16 protein-coding genes are annotated in these 15,747 nt (G+C 66.8%); 12 read left to right on the top strand and 4 right to left on the bottom strand.

The window, feature by feature from the left end; all coding sequences use genetic code 11:
* The first annotated feature begins 6 nt into the window (after nt 1-6).
* Genes QQW98_RS07355 through QQW98_RS07340 form a run of 4 tightly spaced genes read left to right on the top strand, consistent with a single transcriptional unit; the run spans nt 7 to nt 3,693 of the window.
* Nucleotides 7-1,323: a DUF58 domain-containing protein gene (locus tag QQW98_RS07355; protein ID WP_290136892.1), complete on the top strand. Its 1,317-nt coding sequence runs from the start codon at nt 7-9 to the stop codon at nt 1,321-1,323.
* Nucleotides 1,320-2,360, top strand: coding sequence for a stage II sporulation protein M (locus tag QQW98_RS07350; RefSeq protein ID WP_290134340.1), 1,041 nt, complete (start codon nt 1,320-1,322; stop codon nt 2,358-2,360). Before QQW98_RS07355 ends, QQW98_RS07350 begins: the two co-directional genes overlap by 4 nt.
* Entirely contained in the window at nt 2,357-3,229 is an 873-nt protein-coding gene (locus QQW98_RS07345; RefSeq protein ID WP_290134339.1) for an RDD family protein, read from the top strand. Before QQW98_RS07350 ends, QQW98_RS07345 begins: the two co-directional genes overlap by 4 nt.
* The gene (locus QQW98_RS07340) at nt 3,226-3,693 is read left to right on the top strand and encodes a GNAT family N-acetyltransferase (protein ID WP_290134338.1); all 468 of its coding nucleotides are present in this window, start codon (nt 3,226-3,228) and stop codon (nt 3,691-3,693) included. The genes QQW98_RS07345 and QQW98_RS07340 overlap by 4 nt, the downstream gene beginning before the upstream one ends.
* 4 nt (nt 3,694-3,697) lie before the next feature.
* On the opposite strand, the gene QQW98_RS07335 is transcribed toward QQW98_RS07340, so the two are convergent.
* Nucleotides 3,698-4,783 carry an isoaspartyl peptidase/L-asparaginase family protein gene (locus tag QQW98_RS07335; RefSeq protein ID WP_290134337.1) on the bottom strand — a complete coding sequence of 362 codons (1,086 nt, stop codon included), beginning with the start codon at nt 4,781-4,783 and terminating at the stop codon, nt 3,698-3,700.
* A 123-nt stretch (nt 4,784-4,906) separates the two neighbouring features.
* Here QQW98_RS07335 and QQW98_RS07330 point away from each other — a divergent pair, with 123 nt between their 5' ends.
* Both QQW98_RS07330 and QQW98_RS07325 read left to right on the top strand, forming a co-directional pair.
* Nucleotides 4,907-6,133, top strand: a complete 1,227-nt coding sequence (locus tag QQW98_RS07330; protein ID WP_290134336.1) for a mechanosensitive ion channel — start codon at nt 4,907-4,909, stop codon at nt 6,131-6,133.
* A 73-nt stretch (nt 6,134-6,206) separates the two neighbouring features.
* Nucleotides 6,207-7,196 carry an SDR family NAD(P)-dependent oxidoreductase gene (locus QQW98_RS07325; protein WP_319023274.1) on the top strand — a complete coding sequence of 330 codons (990 nt, stop codon included), beginning with the start codon at nt 6,207-6,209 and terminating at the stop codon, nt 7,194-7,196.
* Nucleotides 7,197-7,217: 21 nt separating this feature from the next.
* On the opposite strand, the gene QQW98_RS07320 is transcribed toward QQW98_RS07325, so the two are convergent.
* Complete coding sequence (locus QQW98_RS07320) at nt 7,218-8,219, bottom strand: zinc transporter ZntB (RefSeq protein ID WP_290134335.1); 1,002 nt, start codon at nt 8,217-8,219, stop codon at nt 7,218-7,220.
* A gap of 114 nt (nt 8,220-8,333) precedes the next feature.
* Between QQW98_RS07320 and ispG the strand changes: the two genes are divergently transcribed.
* The 4 genes from ispG to QQW98_RS07300 all read left to right on the top strand — a co-directional run bounded on the left by ispG (nt 8,334) and on the right by QQW98_RS07300 (nt 11,821).
* Nucleotides 8,334-9,473, top strand: a complete 1,140-nt coding sequence (ispG, locus tag QQW98_RS07315) for a flavodoxin-dependent (E)-4-hydroxy-3-methylbut-2-enyl-diphosphate synthase (RefSeq protein ID WP_290136890.1) — start codon at nt 8,334-8,336, stop codon at nt 9,471-9,473.
* Between the two features lie 33 nt (nt 9,474-9,506).
* On the top strand, nt 9,507-10,394 hold the full coding sequence (locus tag QQW98_RS07310; RefSeq protein ID WP_290134334.1) for a histone deacetylase family protein: 888 nt from the start codon (nt 9,507-9,509) through the stop codon (nt 10,392-10,394).
* 84 nt (nt 10,395-10,478) lie between these two features.
* Nucleotides 10,479-11,144, top strand: a complete 666-nt coding sequence (locus QQW98_RS07305) for a thioredoxin family protein (protein WP_290137047.1) — start codon at nt 10,479-10,481, stop codon at nt 11,142-11,144.
* 44 nt (nt 11,145-11,188) lie between these two features.
* Nucleotides 11,189-11,821, top strand: coding sequence for a retropepsin-like aspartic protease family protein (locus QQW98_RS07300; protein WP_290134332.1), 633 nt, complete (start codon nt 11,189-11,191; stop codon nt 11,819-11,821).
* A 3-nt stretch (nt 11,822-11,824) separates the two neighbouring features.
* Here QQW98_RS07300 and QQW98_RS07295 read toward each other — a convergent pair whose 3' ends face one another.
* Nucleotides 11,825-12,325 carry a hypothetical protein gene (locus tag QQW98_RS07295; RefSeq protein ID WP_290134331.1) on the bottom strand — a complete coding sequence of 167 codons (501 nt, stop codon included), beginning with the start codon at nt 12,323-12,325 and terminating at the stop codon, nt 11,825-11,827.
* A gap of 86 nt (nt 12,326-12,411) precedes the next feature.
* Between QQW98_RS07295 and QQW98_RS07290 the strand changes: the two genes are divergently transcribed.
* Nucleotides 12,412-13,176: a murein L,D-transpeptidase catalytic domain-containing protein gene (locus QQW98_RS07290; RefSeq protein WP_319023273.1), complete on the top strand. Its 765-nt coding sequence runs from the start codon at nt 12,412-12,414 to the stop codon at nt 13,174-13,176.
* Between the two features lie 51 nt (nt 13,177-13,227).
* Here QQW98_RS07290 and QQW98_RS07285 read toward each other — a convergent pair whose 3' ends face one another.
* The gene (locus QQW98_RS07285; protein ID WP_290134330.1) at nt 13,228-14,571 is read right to left on the bottom strand and encodes a L,D-transpeptidase family protein; all 1,344 of its coding nucleotides are present in this window, start codon (nt 14,569-14,571) and stop codon (nt 13,228-13,230) included.
* Nucleotides 14,572-14,690: 119 nt separating this feature from the next.
* On the opposite strand from QQW98_RS07285, the gene QQW98_RS07280 reads away from it, so the two are divergent.
* Nucleotides 14,691-15,599 (top strand): DMT family transporter, encoded by a 909-nt coding sequence (locus tag QQW98_RS07280; RefSeq protein ID WP_290134329.1) that lies wholly within the window; start codon nt 14,691-14,693, stop codon nt 15,597-15,599.
* Nucleotides 15,600-15,747 lie beyond the last annotated feature (148 nt).

The following is a 15,747-nucleotide window of genomic DNA, read 5'->3' as shown; positions in this document are numbered from 1 at the left end:
GTGAAAATGCCGCCCATCGTCCCCACCGCCCGCACGGTTATGCTGGCCGCGCTGGCCGCGCCGGTCGCTGCGCTGCTCGCCGCCTTCGCGCCCGGCGCATGGATCGCGGCCCCGGCGGCGGCGGGCACGCTGCTGGTGCTGGTGCTGCTCGACGGGACCATGGCCGCGCGGCTGACGGAATGGCACCTCGCCATCCCGCCGACCGCCGAAATCGGCCAGCCGACCGCCGTGGGCCTCTCGCTCGACTTCGCCGGCACGCCGCACGGGGGTGATTTCGCCTTCGCGTGCGATCCGCGCCTCGCCGGGGGTGGCCGCATCGACGGTGCGATTACGCGCGGCGCAGAGGGCGACTGGGAAGCGGCGACTGTTACCCGCCCGACCCGCCGCGGCATGGGCAGTATTGACCATGTGTGGATCGGCTGGCGCGGTCCGCTGGGCCTCGCGCGGCGGCAAGTCTCCGCCGCGGTCGAGGCGGCGGTACGCATCCGGCCCGATCTCTCCCCCGTGCGCAGCCCGGCCCTGCAGACCCTGCTGCGCGACGCGCACTTCGGCCTCATGGCGCGGCGCCTGCGCGGCGAAGGCACGCAGTTCGAAGCACTGGTGGAATACCAGCCGGGCATGGACCGCCGCCGGATCGACTGGAAATCCTCCGCCAAGCACGTCCGCCTCAATGCCCGCGAGAACGAGGTCGAGCGCAACAACCAGATCGTCTTCGCCTTCGACTGCGGCCAGACCATGTGCGAGCCAGTCGACGGCCTGCCGCGCATCGACCGGGCGATTTCCGCCGCCCTCACCAGCGCCTATGTCGCGCTGAAGGGCGGCGACAAGGTTTCGCTGTTCGCCTTCGCTCAGCGGCCCGAAGTCGCGACGCCATTCTATGCCGAGACCGGCGCCTTCGGCCGCCTGCAGAACGCCGCGGCGGAGCTCGACTACCACACTGCCGAACCCAACTTCACCCTCGGCCTCGCCACGCTTGCCTCGCGGTTGCAGCGGCGATCGCTGGTGATCCTGTTCTCCGACTTCACCGACCCCACTTCCGCCCAGCTGATGCTGGAAGGCGTCGGCCGGCTGCTCGAGACGCATATCGTCCTGTTCGTCACTTTCGAGGACACCGAGTTGGAGGAGCTGGCGGAGGCCGAACCCGCAGCCATGCCCGACATTGCCGGGTCGGTCGCGGCGGACACGCTGCTGACCCAGCGCGCCTTGGTGCTTTCCCGCCTGCGCCAGATGGGCGCGGACGTGATCGAGGCGCCGTGGCAATCGCTCGGCTTCGCGGTGATCGACCGCTACCTTGCCATCAAGCGCCGGGGGCGTATCGGATGAACGCGCCTGCGACCGACCTTGCGCTGCTGCGCTCCGACACGTTCCGCAAGGAACGACAGGACGAATGGGAACGGCTGGAAGAACTGCTGACCCGGATGGAGAAAGGCCGCCTGCGCCGCCTGTCCGACGCGGATGTGCTGGCGATGCCCGCGCTTTACCGGACCGCGGCATCCAGCCTTGCCGTGGCGCGCGAAACCTCGCTCGATGCGGCGACCATCGCTTACCTGGAGGCGCTGGTGCAGCGCGCGTGGTTCCAGGTCTATGGCCCGCGCATCGGCCTGTGGCGCTGGCTGCGCGATTTCCTGGGCGGCGGCTGGCCCGCACGCCTGCGACAGATGTGGCTCGACATCTGCATCGCCTTTGCCGTGATGTTCGCCGGCACGCTGGTAGGCTGGCTGCTGTGCGCGGGCGACGACAACTGGTTCTACCGCCTCGTACCGGCAGGCATGGCGGGCGGGCGCGGACCCGATGCCTCCCCCCAGCTGCTTTCCGAAAGCCTGTTCGGCGGCGGGGAGGAGACCGAAGGGCTGTCGCTTTTCGCGACCAGCCTGTTCAGCAACAACGCGGGCGTCTCCATCCTCGCCTTCGCACTGGGCTTTGCCTTCGGCATCCCCACGCTCTTGCTGCTGCTCTATAATACCGCGCTGCTCGGCGCGATGCTGTGGCTGTTCTTCCGCGCCGACCTCGGCTGGGATTTCATCGCCTGGCTCAGCGTCCACGGCACGACGGAACTGACCGCGATCATGCTGGCGGGCGCGGCGGGGCTGCATATCGGGCGGACCATGGCCTTCCCCGGCAACCGCGCGATCATGGCCGCGGCGAAATCCGCCGGGGTCCGCGCGGCGGTGGTGATGGTCGGGGTCGTCATCATGATGAGCCTTGCCGCCGTCTTGGAAGGTTACGTGCGGCAGCTGGTCACGGACACTGCGACGCGCTTCGTCATCGGCGGGTCCATTGGCGCCCTGTGGCTCGCCTATTTCGTCGGCGCCGGGCGCGGCCTGACTGCGAAGTCCGGGAGGGCGGGGGATACGCCATGACGCCGCTGGTGCCCGATGCCGGGGCGGTCCGCACGGTGGTGACGCCGGAAGGGCTGCCGATGAAGCTGGCACTGGCCAGCCGCGGCGCGCGCTTCGGGGCGCTGGTGCTCGACCTCACCATCATGGCCGTCACCGTCCTCGCCGTGTTCCTGCTGGCCCTGTGGGCGGCGAACGGAGCCGCCAATCTCGAACGCTCCCTCGAAGGGCTGGCGATCGTCGTCATCCTGTTCCTGTTCTTCTTCAAGAACGGCTATTTCGCCTTCTTCGAGCTGGGTCCGCGCGGGGCGACGCCGGGCAAGCGCGCGGTCGGCATCCGCGTGGCGGACCGCAGCGGCGGCAGGTTGTCGGCCGAGGCGGTGATCGCCCGGAACCTGCTGCGCGAAGTGGAGATATTCATCCCCGTCATCTGGCTGCTGACGTCGGACTGGGGCAGCCTCGTCAGCTGGCTCGGCCTGCTTTGGTTCGGCATCTTCAGCTTCTTCCTGTTCTTCAACAGGGACCGCATGCGTGCCGGCGACATCATCGCGGGCACCTGGGTGGTCGAACGGCCGCGCAGCGAACTGGGCGATCTCCTTTCCGCCAGCGAAGGCGCGCGCGGGCGGTCGGCTTCGACAGGCGCGACCTATCGTTTCGGCGAAGAGGAACTGTCGGTCTATGGCGAACACGAATTGCAGGTGCTGGAGCGCGTGCTGCGCGAGGACCGGCCCGACGCCATCGAGCAGGTGGCGCAGACCATCGCTGCAAAAATCGGCTGGGATGCAGGATCGGGCGACGAGCGCGCGTTCCTGGAGGCTTTCTATGCCCAGCTGCGGGCCCGGCTGGAGCGGGGAATGCAGTTCGGCAATCGCAAGAAGGACAAGTTCTCGTGAGCCGTGCCTACGCCATCCGGCAAGGCGCGCTGTCCGATCCCGCGGTGCTCGCCCTGTTGCAGGCGCATCTCGACGAAATGCACCGCTGGTCGCCCGCCTGCAAGGTGCACGCGATGCCGGCAGAGCGGCTGCGCGCGCCCGATGTTACGTTCTACGCCGCATGGGATGACGAGGAGTTGGCGGCAGTCGGGGCGCTGAAGGAACTGTCGCCCACGCGCGGCGAACTCAAGTCGATGCGCGCCGCCCCGGCCTATCGCGGCAAGGGTGCCGGGCGCGCGATGCTCGACCACCTTCTCGCCGAAGCGCGGGCGCGGGGCTACGAGTGGGTGGGGCTCGAAACCGGCCGGGCCGAAGCCTTCGCTCCGGCCGTGCGCCTCTATGCAGCCAACGGTTTCGCCGAATGCGAGAACTTCGGCGAATACGTGTCCGACGATTTCAGCCTATGCATGGCCCGGACGCTGTAGGGCCTCAATTGCCCTCGTCGGCGTAGAGCGCGACTTCATTCAGGCCGAAGCTGTTGGCGCGCCCTCGGTACATGCCGGGGGTATCGAAGCTGAAAAACGTCGCGCCGTCCGGCAAGGCGACGATGACGCCGCCAGTGCCGCCGAGCGCCGCCATTTCTGCCATCACCTCGTCGACGATGGCGCGCTGAACGCGGAAGATGTTCGAAACGTAGAATTCCGCGCCGGTCGCCCCCACCGCCTCGCGCTCCCGCTCCCTGTAGGCGGCGCCTTCGATCCGGAGACGCGTGCAGATCTCGTGCGCCACGGCCACGCGGATGAAATACTCGCCGGTGCCGGTGGCGCTGACGGCACAGGAACGGTTGTCGGCATAGGTGCCCGCGCCCACCACCGGCGCATCGCCGATGCGGCCCCAGCGCTTGCCCGTCAGGCCGCCGGTCGAGGTGCCCGCAGCCATGTTGCCCGCGCTGTCGAGAGCCACCGCGCCGACCGTGCCGAACTTGTTATCGCCCGCTTGCAGTACGCTCAACTCGCGCGCCTTTACGCCCTCCAGCGCCCGCACGCGCGGTTCGGTGATGAAATAGGACGGGTCGACGAATTCCATGCCGCGATCGGCGGCGAAGCTTTCCGCGCCGCTGCCGGACAGGAACACGTGGGGCGAATTGTCCTTGACCTCGCGCGCCAGCAGGATCGGGTTTCGGATCGTGCGCACCCCGGTCACCGCTCCCGCTTCACGCTGATCCCCGGTCATGATCGCCGCATCGAGCTCGGCCACGCCGTCCCAGGTCAGCACCGCGCCGCGGCCTGCGTTGAAGCGCGCGTCGTCCTCCATGATGACGATGGCCGCGATCACCGCGTCTTCCGCGCTGCCGCCTTCGGCCAGCACCTTGCTGCCGGCATCGAGAGCGGCCTGCAGCGCGGCGCGATATTCCGCCTCGCGTTCCTCGCTCATGTCCTCCCGCCGGATCGTGCCCGCACCGCCGTGGATGGCGATCGACCAGCGCGGCCGCTCTTCCGGTGCGGCTTCCTGAGCGAAAGCAGGCAGCGCCAGTGCGGCAGAAGCCACGACAATCGACATGATCCAGTTTCTCATCGACTTTTCCCTGTAATCGACCATCCGCTGCGGCCTTCTGTCCCCATCCCGATTTCGGGCTGGGCGCTTGTTGTGCTAGCAAGATACCCGCGGAGAACAAACTCGCAAAAGGGGACAGCAAGAATGAATGGATTCAACAGGCGATTCGACAGCGATCTGGCGCTGGCGATATTGGAAAAGGCAGCGATGGCGATCGGCATCCTCATCGTCACCTGGGCGTTGGCGAAGGCGGCGAAATGGGCGTTCGCCAAATTGGTCGACAACGTTTCATTCTTTTCACGGGAAACCTCGAGCGGCACCAGCCTCGGTGAAAGCCTGGGCAAGATCGTCAGCCTGCTGATCTGGCTGTTCGGCCTGCTCGCCATCCTTTCCGTGCTGGAACTCGGCGCCGTTGCGGGGCCGATCAACACCCTGCTCGAAAACGTGATGGACTTCATTCCCAACCTGGTCGGGGCGGGCCTCATCTTCTTCATCGGGGTCATGGTCGCGCGCATCGTGCGCGATCTCGTCGTCACCTTCATGCAGACGCTGGACCTCGACAAATGGGCCAATCGCGGCGGGGTGGACAATGTCACCGGCAACAGCGCGATCAGCAAGACCATCGGCACGATCGTCTATGTCCTGATCATCATCCCGGTCGCCATCGCGGCGCTGGATGCGCTCGACATCGCGGCGATCAGCGATCCGGCCAGCAACATGCTGACGATCATCCTGAACGCGATCCCGAATATCATCGGGGCGGCCATCCTGCTGGGCATCGGCTACCTGATCAGCCGCTTCGTGGTGCAGATCATCGGCGAGGTCCTGCCGGGCCTCGGCGTCGACCGCTCCATTGCGGCGACCGGCCTCGTCAGCGAAGGCACCAGCGTGTCGAACATCATCGCGCGCATCGTGCAGGTGGCGATCATCCTGTTCTTCGCCATCGCGGCGACGCGGATGCTGGGTTTCCCGGAACTGACCGCCATCCTCGACGAGGTGCTGGAACTCGGCGCCCGCGTCGTCTTCGGTGCGGTGGTCATCGGCTTCGGCTTCCTGATCGCCAACCTGCTGGCCAAGCTGGTGAGCGGGGCCGACGGGTCCTCCACTGCAGGCACGGTGGTCCGCTGGGCCACGATCGTGCTCTTTACCTTCATGGGCCTGTCCTACACCGGCGTGGGCGACATCATCACGGAAACCGCCTTCAGCGCGATCGTAATCGGCATCGCCGTGGCAGGGGCGCTCGCCTTCGGCCTCGGCGGCCGCGAGTGGGCCGGACGCCAGCTGGAAAAGTGGGAAGGTTCCGATGGCGGCGCCGGCACGACCCACACCACCGGCCCGACCGACAACGACCCGCTGCCGCCGGGCGCGTAAGCGCATCGCCAGGCAAAGCGACTAGGGGGCGCCGGGCGACAAGTCCGGCGCCCCTTTCGTTTGCCGCGCCGCGGTGCCAAGAGAAGCGCGAAGGAGACAGGCGATAGGCGATTTCGGCAAGACCAGCACGGCGGACGAGGTAGTCGCCGGTATCGACATGGGCGGGCGCACGGCGCTGGTCACCGGTGCCTATTCCGGCCTCGGCAAGGAAACGGTGCGGGCGATGGCGGCGCGCGGGGCACATGTCATCCTGTCCGGCCGCGACGCGGGCAAGCTGGACGATGCGAAGGCCGAAATCGCCGAGGCCACCGGCGCGCAGATCGATACGCTGGTGTGCGACCTCGCCTCGATCGAAAGCTGCCGCACTGGCGGGAAGCAGGCGCAGGAGCGTTTCGACAAGATCGACCTGCTGATCAACAACGCCGGCATCATGGCCTGCCCCGAAATGCAGACCGCCGACGGGTTCGAGATGCAGTTCGGCACCAACCATCTCGGCCATTTCGTGCTGACGAAATACCTGCTGCCGCTGCTGGAAAAAGGCAGCGGACAGCGCATCGTCAACCTGTCGAGCCGCGGGCACCACATCGACCGCGTCCACCTGGACGACCCATTTTTCGAGGATCGCGACTACGATCCCTGGCTCAGCTACGGCCAGTCGAAAACCGCCAACGTCCTCTTCGCCGTGGGGCTGGAACAGCGGTTCGCGGACAAGGGTATCCACGCCTTTGCGCTGCATCCCGGCGGGATCATGACCAACCTGTCGCGCCACTTGACCGAAGCGGACATGGCCGCGCTGATGGAGCGGATCCGCAAGAACGCGGAAGAAAGCGGGCAGGAGCCCGATCCGTTCAAGACCATCCCGCAAGGCGCGGCGACCACCTGCTGGGTCACGACTGAACCTGAACTGGGCGGGCGTGGCGGGCTTTATCCGGAAGACTGCCACATCGCCGACGTGGACGACGAGGACCCGATGGGCGGCGTGCGGTCCTACGCCATCGATCCCGCCATCGCCGACGCGCTGTGGGCGAAATCGGAGGAACTGACCGGCGAAAGCTGGGGCTGAGGCCACCAGTTCAGTCCCGGCTCAGAGCCAGTCGAGCTTCTTGAACAGGCCCACCAGCCCGACGAAGATCGCAAGGCAGGCCGCGGTGACCAGCCAGAAACCGTCCACCGTGTCTGTCCACGGCATCCCGCCAACGTTGATGCCGAACAGGCCGGTCAGGAAACCGAGCGGCAGGAAGATGCCGGCCACGATGGTCAGCACGTAAGTCGCTTTCTCGTTGCTGGCGAGGGCGCGGGCGCGCAGCTCGTCCATCAGCACCACGGCGCTTTCCTTGCTGATGTCGATATCGTCGAGATAGCGGCGCAAGCGGTCGATGGATTCGGCGATTTCGCGCCGGTCGTGATCCTCGAACCAGGCGGGTGCTTCGCGGCTGATCCGCTCCAGCGCCTCGTGCTGCGGCGACATGTGGCGTTTCAGGCCGAGGCAGTTGCGGCGGATGGCGGCAATGCGGCCCAGCATCCCTTCGGGGTCCTTTTCCGGATCCTCCTCCTCCAGCGCGTCGATCACGTCGTTCATGTCGACGATCGACTGGTTCATCCGCGCGATCATGAATTCGGCGAGCAGGGTTATCGTTGCGCCCGCGTCGGGCGGGCCGATCCCGCGGTCGATCAGGGCAAGCACGTCGCGCGGGGTCTGCAGCGCAAGGCGGCGCAGCGTGACCAGCCGCCGCCCGTCGCACCACAGCTGCATGGAGATCATGTCCTCCGGCTCCGCCCCCGGATTGAAATTGATCCCGCGCAGCGTGCTGACCAGCGTGCCGCCTTCGCTGAAAGCGCGCGGGCGGGTTGAATCCGACACCAGCAATTCCGCCGTGGGTTCGGGGACGGAAAGCGAACCCTCCAGCCATTCCTGCACGCCGGGCCGGTTGCGGCACAGGTGCACCCACAGCACCTCGTCCGGGCCGGCCGGCTGCCACTCGCGCGCCTCGTCCCAGCCGATGGGGCGGCCGCCCCCCTTCCCGTCCAGCACACGGCCGAAGAGCAGCGGGCCGTCGAGTTCATTCGTGTCGCGCGGGTCGTTCATGGCGCGCGTTCATGGCGCATCCCACTGCGAAATCCCATACGCATTCGCAAAGGTCGCAAAACTGCAGCAGATGCGCCATATGGGGCGCGCGAGAACTTACCGAGACACATGACAATGAATGCCATCCGCCCCTGGCGCACGATCGAGCGCCGTCAGTCCCGCCAGATCATGGTCGGCACCGTGCCGGTCGGCGGCGATGCGCCGATCACCGTGCAGACGATGACCAACACGCCCACGGAAGACGCGGTCGCCACGATCGACCAGATCCGCCGGTGCGAGGATGTGGGCGCGGACATCATCCGCGTCTCGGTGCCCACGAAAGAGGCGAGCGAGGCTTTCGGCAAGATCACGAAAGCGGCGCGCGTGCCGATCGTCGCGGACATCCATTTCCACTACAGGCGCGCGCTGGAAGCGGCCGACGCAGGTGCGGCCTGCCTGCGCATCAACCCCGGCAACATCGGTTCGTCGGAGCGCGTGGCCGAAGTCGTCCGCGCCGCCAAGGCTAACGGCTGCGCCATCCGCATCGGCGTGAACGCCGGCAGCCTGGAAAAGGACCTGCTGGAAAAATACGGCGAACCCTGCCCCGAAGCGCTGGTGGAAAGCGCGCTCGACCATATCAAGCTGCTGCAGGACCACGATTTCCACGAATACAAGGTCGCGGTGAAGGCATCCGACGTGTTCCTCGCCGTCGCGGCCTACCACGCGCTTGCCGAAACGGTCGATTGCCCGCTGCATCTCGGCATTACCGAGGCGGGCGGACTGATCGGCGGGACGGTGAAGTCTTCCATCGGCATCGGCAGCCTGCTGTGGGCCGGCATCGGCGACACGATCCGCGTGTCGCTTTCGGCCGAGCCGGAGCAGGAAGTGAAGGTCGGGTTCGAGATGCTGAAAGCACTCGGCCTGCGCACCCGCGGCGTGCGCGTCGTCTCCTGCCCCAGCTGCAGCCGCCAGGGTTTCGACGTGATCCGCACGGTCGAGGCGCTGGAAAAGCGGCTCGAGCACATCAAGACGCCGATGAGCCTTTCGGTGCTTGGCTGCGTGGTCAACGGCCCCGGCGAAGCGCGCGAGACCGATATCGGCATCACCGGCGGCGGTGCGGGCAAACATATGGTCTACCTGTCCGGCGTGACCGACCACCACGTCCAGAGCGAGGCGATGCTCGACCACGTGGTCAGGTTGGTCGAGGAAAAGGCCGCCGCCATCGAGGCAGGCGAAGCCACCGCCTTCGAACCCCACGCCGTGGCGGCGGAATAGGCGCTGCTCCACGTCGTCCACCACGCCGATTACATGGCGCCGCGACCCGAACGCGGGACGTTCAGGTTCGACAAGTACATGCTGGTGATGGAGGCGCTGCGGGAAAGCGGCTATCCGATCACCGAGCACGCGCCCGATCCGATGCCGCGGGAATGGCTGGAAGCGGTGCACAGCCCCGAATATGTCGCCGAAGTCTTCGCCGCCGCCGTGCCGCGCGAAAAGGAGCGGAGGATCGGCTTTCCCGTCACCCCGCGCATCGCCAGCCGCGTGCGCCACACCAACGGCGGCACATGGCTGGCGGCGAAACTGGCGATGGAGTACGGCTATGCCGCCAACAGCGCGGCCGGCAGCCACCATGCGCTGCACGATACGGGCGCGGGCTATTGCGTGTTCAACGACCTCGCCGTCGCATCAAACCGCCTGATCGCGGAAGGGGACGCGACGCGGATCCTGATCGTCGATCTCGACGTGCACCAGGGCGACGGCACGGCCAGCCTGACCGCCGGGCGCGAAGACATCTTCACCCTGTCGCTCCACGCGGAAAAGAACTTCCCGGTCCGCAAGGCGCAGTCCAGCCGCGACGTCGCCTTGCCGGACGGGATGGACGACGATGCCTATCTCGCCGTGCTTTCGCGCGAGCTGGACGGCGCCTTTGCCCGTTTTGCGCCAGACCTCGTCCTATACCAGGCCGGTGTCGACCCGCACCGCGACGACAAGCTCGGCCGGCTGGCGCTTTCGGGCGAGGGACTGGCCGCCCGCGACCGCATGGTCGTGCGCGAAAGCCGGCGCCGCGGCCTGCCCGTCGCCAGCGCGCTCGGCGGCGGATACGGGGCGGACCAGCGCGCGGTGGCTGAGCGGCACGCCGCCTCCATGCTGTCGATGGCGCAGGAGAATGCCGCCTCGTCCTCGCTCGCGCAGTAGTATCGGCTTTCCCGAACAACGGGAGGCACTCGCGTGGCCGATTACGAGACCGATTACCTGGTCGTGGGCGCCGGCGCGGTGGGCATGGTCTTTGCCGACACGCTGCTGAGCCAGGACGACAAGGCCACCGTCACCTTCGTTGACCGCCATGCTCGCCCCCTTTGCGGATATCCGCGAGAAAGCCATGGCCGCGATGCCGAACCTTGCCCGGCTCGCAAAGATCGCGCACGAGGGCGGGTAATGAAACGCCTCGCCGCAACCCTTTTGCTCGCCATTGCCGCGCCGCTGTTGTCGGTCTGCGGACCGGTCAACAGCGCCTCGTCTGCCGCCCTCGCCCATCCCGAAGCGACGCCTTTCGATCCGGAGGCAAATGCAGACAGAGATGTGGAAGATGCCCTCCTGCAAGCGCGTTTGAACGACCGTCTAACGCTTGCGGTTTTCGGCGCGAATTGGTGCCATGACAGCCGCGCGCTTGCGGGATGGCTCGCATCGCCGCGCTTCCAGCAGCTGATCGAAGACCATTATGAGGTGGTCTATGTCGACGTCGGAGTTCCTCAGGACGGCGAGGGCCGCAATCTTGATCTCGCAGCCATGGCAGGCGTGACCGATATTGAAGGGACGCCAACCGTCATCGTTTATGCCAGCGACGGAAAGGTCCTCAATGCCGATACGGCCAAGGGCTGGCGCAACGCCGCCAGCCGTAGCGGGGACGAAATCTACGCCGAACTGGCCGATTACGCCGCCCGCTAGGCACTTTACCGTGCTTTAAGGGGCGGCGCATTACGCTGCCGGCGATGGTCAAGAATTACCTGATCCTGGCCGCGATACCGGTGGCTTGTATTGCTGCCGTCTTTGCGTTCCGCACCGCCGGGAACGACGGCGCGCTCGGCCCGTTCTCCTCTGCCGATAACGCGCCGCAGCCGCAGCAGACCTATTCCAGCCCCAATCCGTGGTCGAAGGACGACGTGCTTGCGCGGCACGATGCTGGACGGCGGATTGCCGCGCGCGGCTCCGGTCCCACGGAAATGGACCGGGCGCTCGCCGATTCCGGCGGCATGGGCGGACAGATCGCGCTCATGCGCGAAGGCGATGGCCATTTCTACGCCAGCCCCGAAATCGACGGGCGGCGCATCCGCACCATGGTCGATACCGGCGCCAGCATGATCGCGCTTACCGGCAGCGACGCGATGGCGATCGGCGTCGACTGGGACCCGTCCGAAGTCCGCCCCATCGCCCGCGGCGCGAGCGGGGATGTCTATGGCGTGCCGGTTGTGCTGGGCAACGTAACGCTGGGCGGGCTGAGCGCGAGCAACGTGCGCGCGGTCGTGATCCCCGAAGGGCTCGACGTGACGCTGTTGGGGCAGAGTTTCCTGTCGCAGGTCGGAAAGGTCGAGATTGCCGGCGACGAGATGGTGCTCAGCCAGTAAGCGTCAGGAAGAGGGGCCGCGCGGATGATAGAGGTCGATGTAATCCGTCAGGCCGTCGCACCATTCGAATTCGCGCAGGCGGTAATAGGGGCGGTTTTGCGTCACGGCGAAACGCCAGTCGCGCTTGGTCAATTCGCAGGAGCGCCCGGCATCCGGTGTGTTTTCGATGGTGATCGTGCCGTCGAGGATGAAGTAGTCTGTCCCGACTTCGGCGACCCGCCCATCGACGACCAGAGTGCCTTGGCCGTCCACCGTCGAATGAACCCCGCGCAAATTCACCGCCTCTCCATCGCGCGTGAAAGCGACGCTGCCCCGCCTGTCCCAGCCGATCCATTGCAGGGTTATCTCGGTAACCGCGAAGAGCCGCGCGGCCTCTTCCCGATCCAGGATCAGCGTGACTTCGGTGGGCTGCGCAACTGCATCGGTCGTCTCGCCCTGCGGCGGAACGGTTGTACATGCGGCGGCGGAAAGGGCCATCAACCCCAGTATAGCGATGCGAATCATCGGCGAAGCGTAGCATCTTTGCGCCGGAACGCGAGTGTGCATGGTGCGCTTCGTTCAGGCTTGCGCTAGGGAATGCGTGCTAGACAATGACAATGCTTCCCACCAACCGCCGCACTTTCCTGACCGGAGCGCTCGCCGCGGGCGCCTCGCTCGCCGCCGCTCCGCGCGCCTTTGCGCAAGTGCGGTTCGGCAATCCGCGCGACGAAAAGCTGGCAGCCATCGCCCGGCAGGAACTCGAGCGCGCCGGCCAGGCCATCTGGCGCCGCGACATCGTCGGCATCGCCGATTTCGGCCTGCGGTCCTCCTCGCCGCGCTTCCACCTCGTCAACATGGAAGCGGGCACGGTGGAAAGCTTCCTCGTCACCCACGGTACGGGTTCCGACCCCGAACACGATGGCTGGCTGAAGACCTATTCCAACGTATCGGGTTCCGAAATGACTAGCCGCGGGGCCTACGTCACGTGGGAGTGGTATCACGGCAAATTCGGCCTCTCGATGCGCCTCGGCGGGCTCGATCCGACGAACGACCTCGCCTATCCGCGCGCCATCGTGATGCATCCGGCGGAGTATGCGACCGAAGACCATGTCGCGCGGTGGGGCAAGCTCGGCCGGTCGAACGGCTGCCTTGCGCTGGGCCCCGAACAGTTCCGCCACTGCGTACGCAACCTGGCCGGCGGACGCCTGATCTTTGCCGACAGTTTCGGGCTGGAAAGCGACGGGTCGAGCGTGGTGCCCCCGGTCGCGCAGACCGACTACGTGCTGCCGCGGCAGCCGATGCGCCCAGCTTACGACAATGCCTACGACGGTGGACGCGCCGCGGGCGAGCGTGGCGTTACCTTCCAGCTGGATTGAATGCGCCTGTGAAGCGGTCGGCGACGGGTCACCCCGCCGCCTTGGCCCGCCTTACAGTTCGCCGTTCTCGATCGCGATCACTTCCTCGTCCGTCACGCGGGCGCGTTCGCGCACGCGGTCTTCGCGGAAGCTGGCGAGCACCGGGGCGTCGCGTTCGTAGATGTCGCGATAGGTGGACATCTGGCCGTCGATATTCGTGCCCATCGTGAAATAGGTGATGTAGACGGGCATCTCGCGCTCGAAACGCACGCGCGTGTATTCGCCCGACTTCTGGATCTCGACCGCGCGTTCCGGCTCCATGTCGGCCTGAAGAATCGCCAGCGTGATCGCCAGCTCGGTGGCGCGTTCGGTGCGGATGCAGCCGTGGCTGAGCGCGCGGTTGGCGTTGGAGAACAGGTTGCGGCTGGGCGTGTCGTGCAGGAAGATGGCATGCGCATTCGGCATTTCGAGCTTCATCAGACCTAGCGCATTGGACGGACCCGGCTGCTGAACCACGGAGACATAGCCGTTCGCACCGCGCGTCGCAGTGTAGCCCGCACGCCGCGCCCAGGCGGGGTTGTTGAGCACTTTCGCGCCAAGCCCCTCGCCCTTCACGATCGACTGCGGCACCGTCCACGTCGGGTTGAAAATCACGCCTTCCACGCTTTCGGCCAGCTGCGGCGTCGCCGTGCGGCCAGGCTTGCCGACCACGGTGCGATAGGTTTCGATGATCGTATCGTTGACCGTCAGGCGCAGCTGGTATTCGGGCACGTTCGTGATCAGGTACTGCGCGCCGAGATCGCGCTGCAGCCAGCGCCAGCGATCCATGTTGGCCTGGATGAGCGCGCGGCGGCCCGCTTCCGGCTTGCGCGCCAGTTCGCGCTTCAGCGCGGCGTAGTCGGGATGGGTCGGCGCGATTTCCTCCAGCGCGCCGGCGATATCGTGGCTGGCCAGCGCGCGGGCCATGACCTGCACGGTCGGGAAGCGGTCCGCATCGGGATCGACCACGAACCACTGGCGGCGGTTGGCCATCGGCGTGCGCCCGTCGCGCATGTCCTCGATCAGCCAGGCGAAGGCGTTGCTCGCCTCTTCGTCCAGCATCTTGCCCTCGCCCGCGGCGATCGCCGCGCGCAGTTCGCCCGGATTGTAATCCGCCGGAATCAGGCCGTGCGCATCGATGCCCTCGATGACTTCGAGCAGCTGGCGCGCATCGGACAGCGTCCAGCTCTGCACCAGCGGTTCTGCTTCGGGCAGCGGCTGCACGACTTCGGCGGAGCGCATTTCCATCGCATCGATGGCGTCGCCCACGTCGGCGGGAACGGGCTCTGCCGTCACGGCCTGTGCGGCGGCGAGGGCTGGCGTGGCGACGGCAAAAGCGGCGATGGCAGACATACCGGTACGAAGGATCGATTTCATTCTTGGGCCCCTGGAGGTCGCGGGAAAGGGCGGATTCGCCCCGAAGCTCGCGCAATTGTGCTTGTTCTGGCAGAATCCATCAAGCATCGCGGCTGAAGCAACGCTGAATTGGACGGGAAGTGCAGCAATTGCGCCACGCGCCGCATACCGAGACCGCCGTCATTGGCCCGGTGCTGATGGCGCTGCTGGGCGTTGGCCTGCTGGCGTTGATAGACGCGTTGATGAAAAGCGCCTCGCTGGCTACGGGTGTCTACACCGCCGCGTTCCTGCGCGTGGCCTTCGCCAGCCTGATTGCCGTACCGCTGTGGCTGGCCGCCGGCGGGCGCTGGCCGAAACGCCCGGTGCTGAAGCTGCACGCGCTGCGCGGCGTCGTTTCGGCATTCATGGCGCTGACGTTCTTCTTCGCCCTCACCCGACTGCCGATTGCCGAAACCATCGCGATCAGCTTCGTCGCGCCGATCGTGGCGCTCTATCTCGCCCGCGTGTTCCTCGGCGAAGCGATCACCCGCCATGCCGTTGCCGCCGCCCTGCTGGGGCTGGCCGGGACCTTCGTCATCCTGAGCGGCCGGCTTGGAAGCGCACAGATCGATGCGCGAGCGTGGGCCGGCATCGCCTCCATCCTCGTTTCGGCCATGCTCTATGCGGTCAATTTCATCCTGATCCGCCGCCAGTCGCTCGCCGCGAAACCGCTGGAAATCGCAGCCTTCCACGGGGTCGTGCAGGTGCTGGTCCTTGCCCTTGCCGCGCCGTTCCTGCTGCATTGGCCGGATAGCGAAACTCTGACCGCGCTTGGCGGGTCGGCTGCGCTGACCGTCGGCGGCGCGCTGGCCATCGCTTGGGCCTATGCCCGCGCGGAGACGCAAGTGCTTGTCCCTATGGAATATTCCGGCTTCCTGTGGGCCGCCCTGTTCGGCTGGCTGTTCTTTGCCGAGCGCGTCGAATGGCATGTGGTGGCAGGCGCGGTGCTGATCGTTGCCGGGTGCCTGATCGCCGCGCGCCGCAAACCGCCGGAAATCACCGCCGTTTGAAGCGGGAACCGCGCGGCCATCCCAGGGCTTGATTACCCGAGGATGGGCTTGACGGCGCGCGCCCGATTGCGCAGGTGCCACGCCGACCCTCCCCCCGGAGAAACAGGGCCCGCAACCGGCCCGATCCGGACCCGCACCACGCGGCACG

Source organism: Alteriqipengyuania flavescens (assembly GCF_030406725.1).
Classification (GTDB): Bacteria; Pseudomonadota; Alphaproteobacteria; order Sphingomonadales; family Sphingomonadaceae; genus Alteriqipengyuania_B; species Alteriqipengyuania_B flavescens.
The sequence above is the reverse complement of the archived record's forward strand: the minus strand, read 5'-3'. Positions and strand labels throughout refer to the sequence as shown.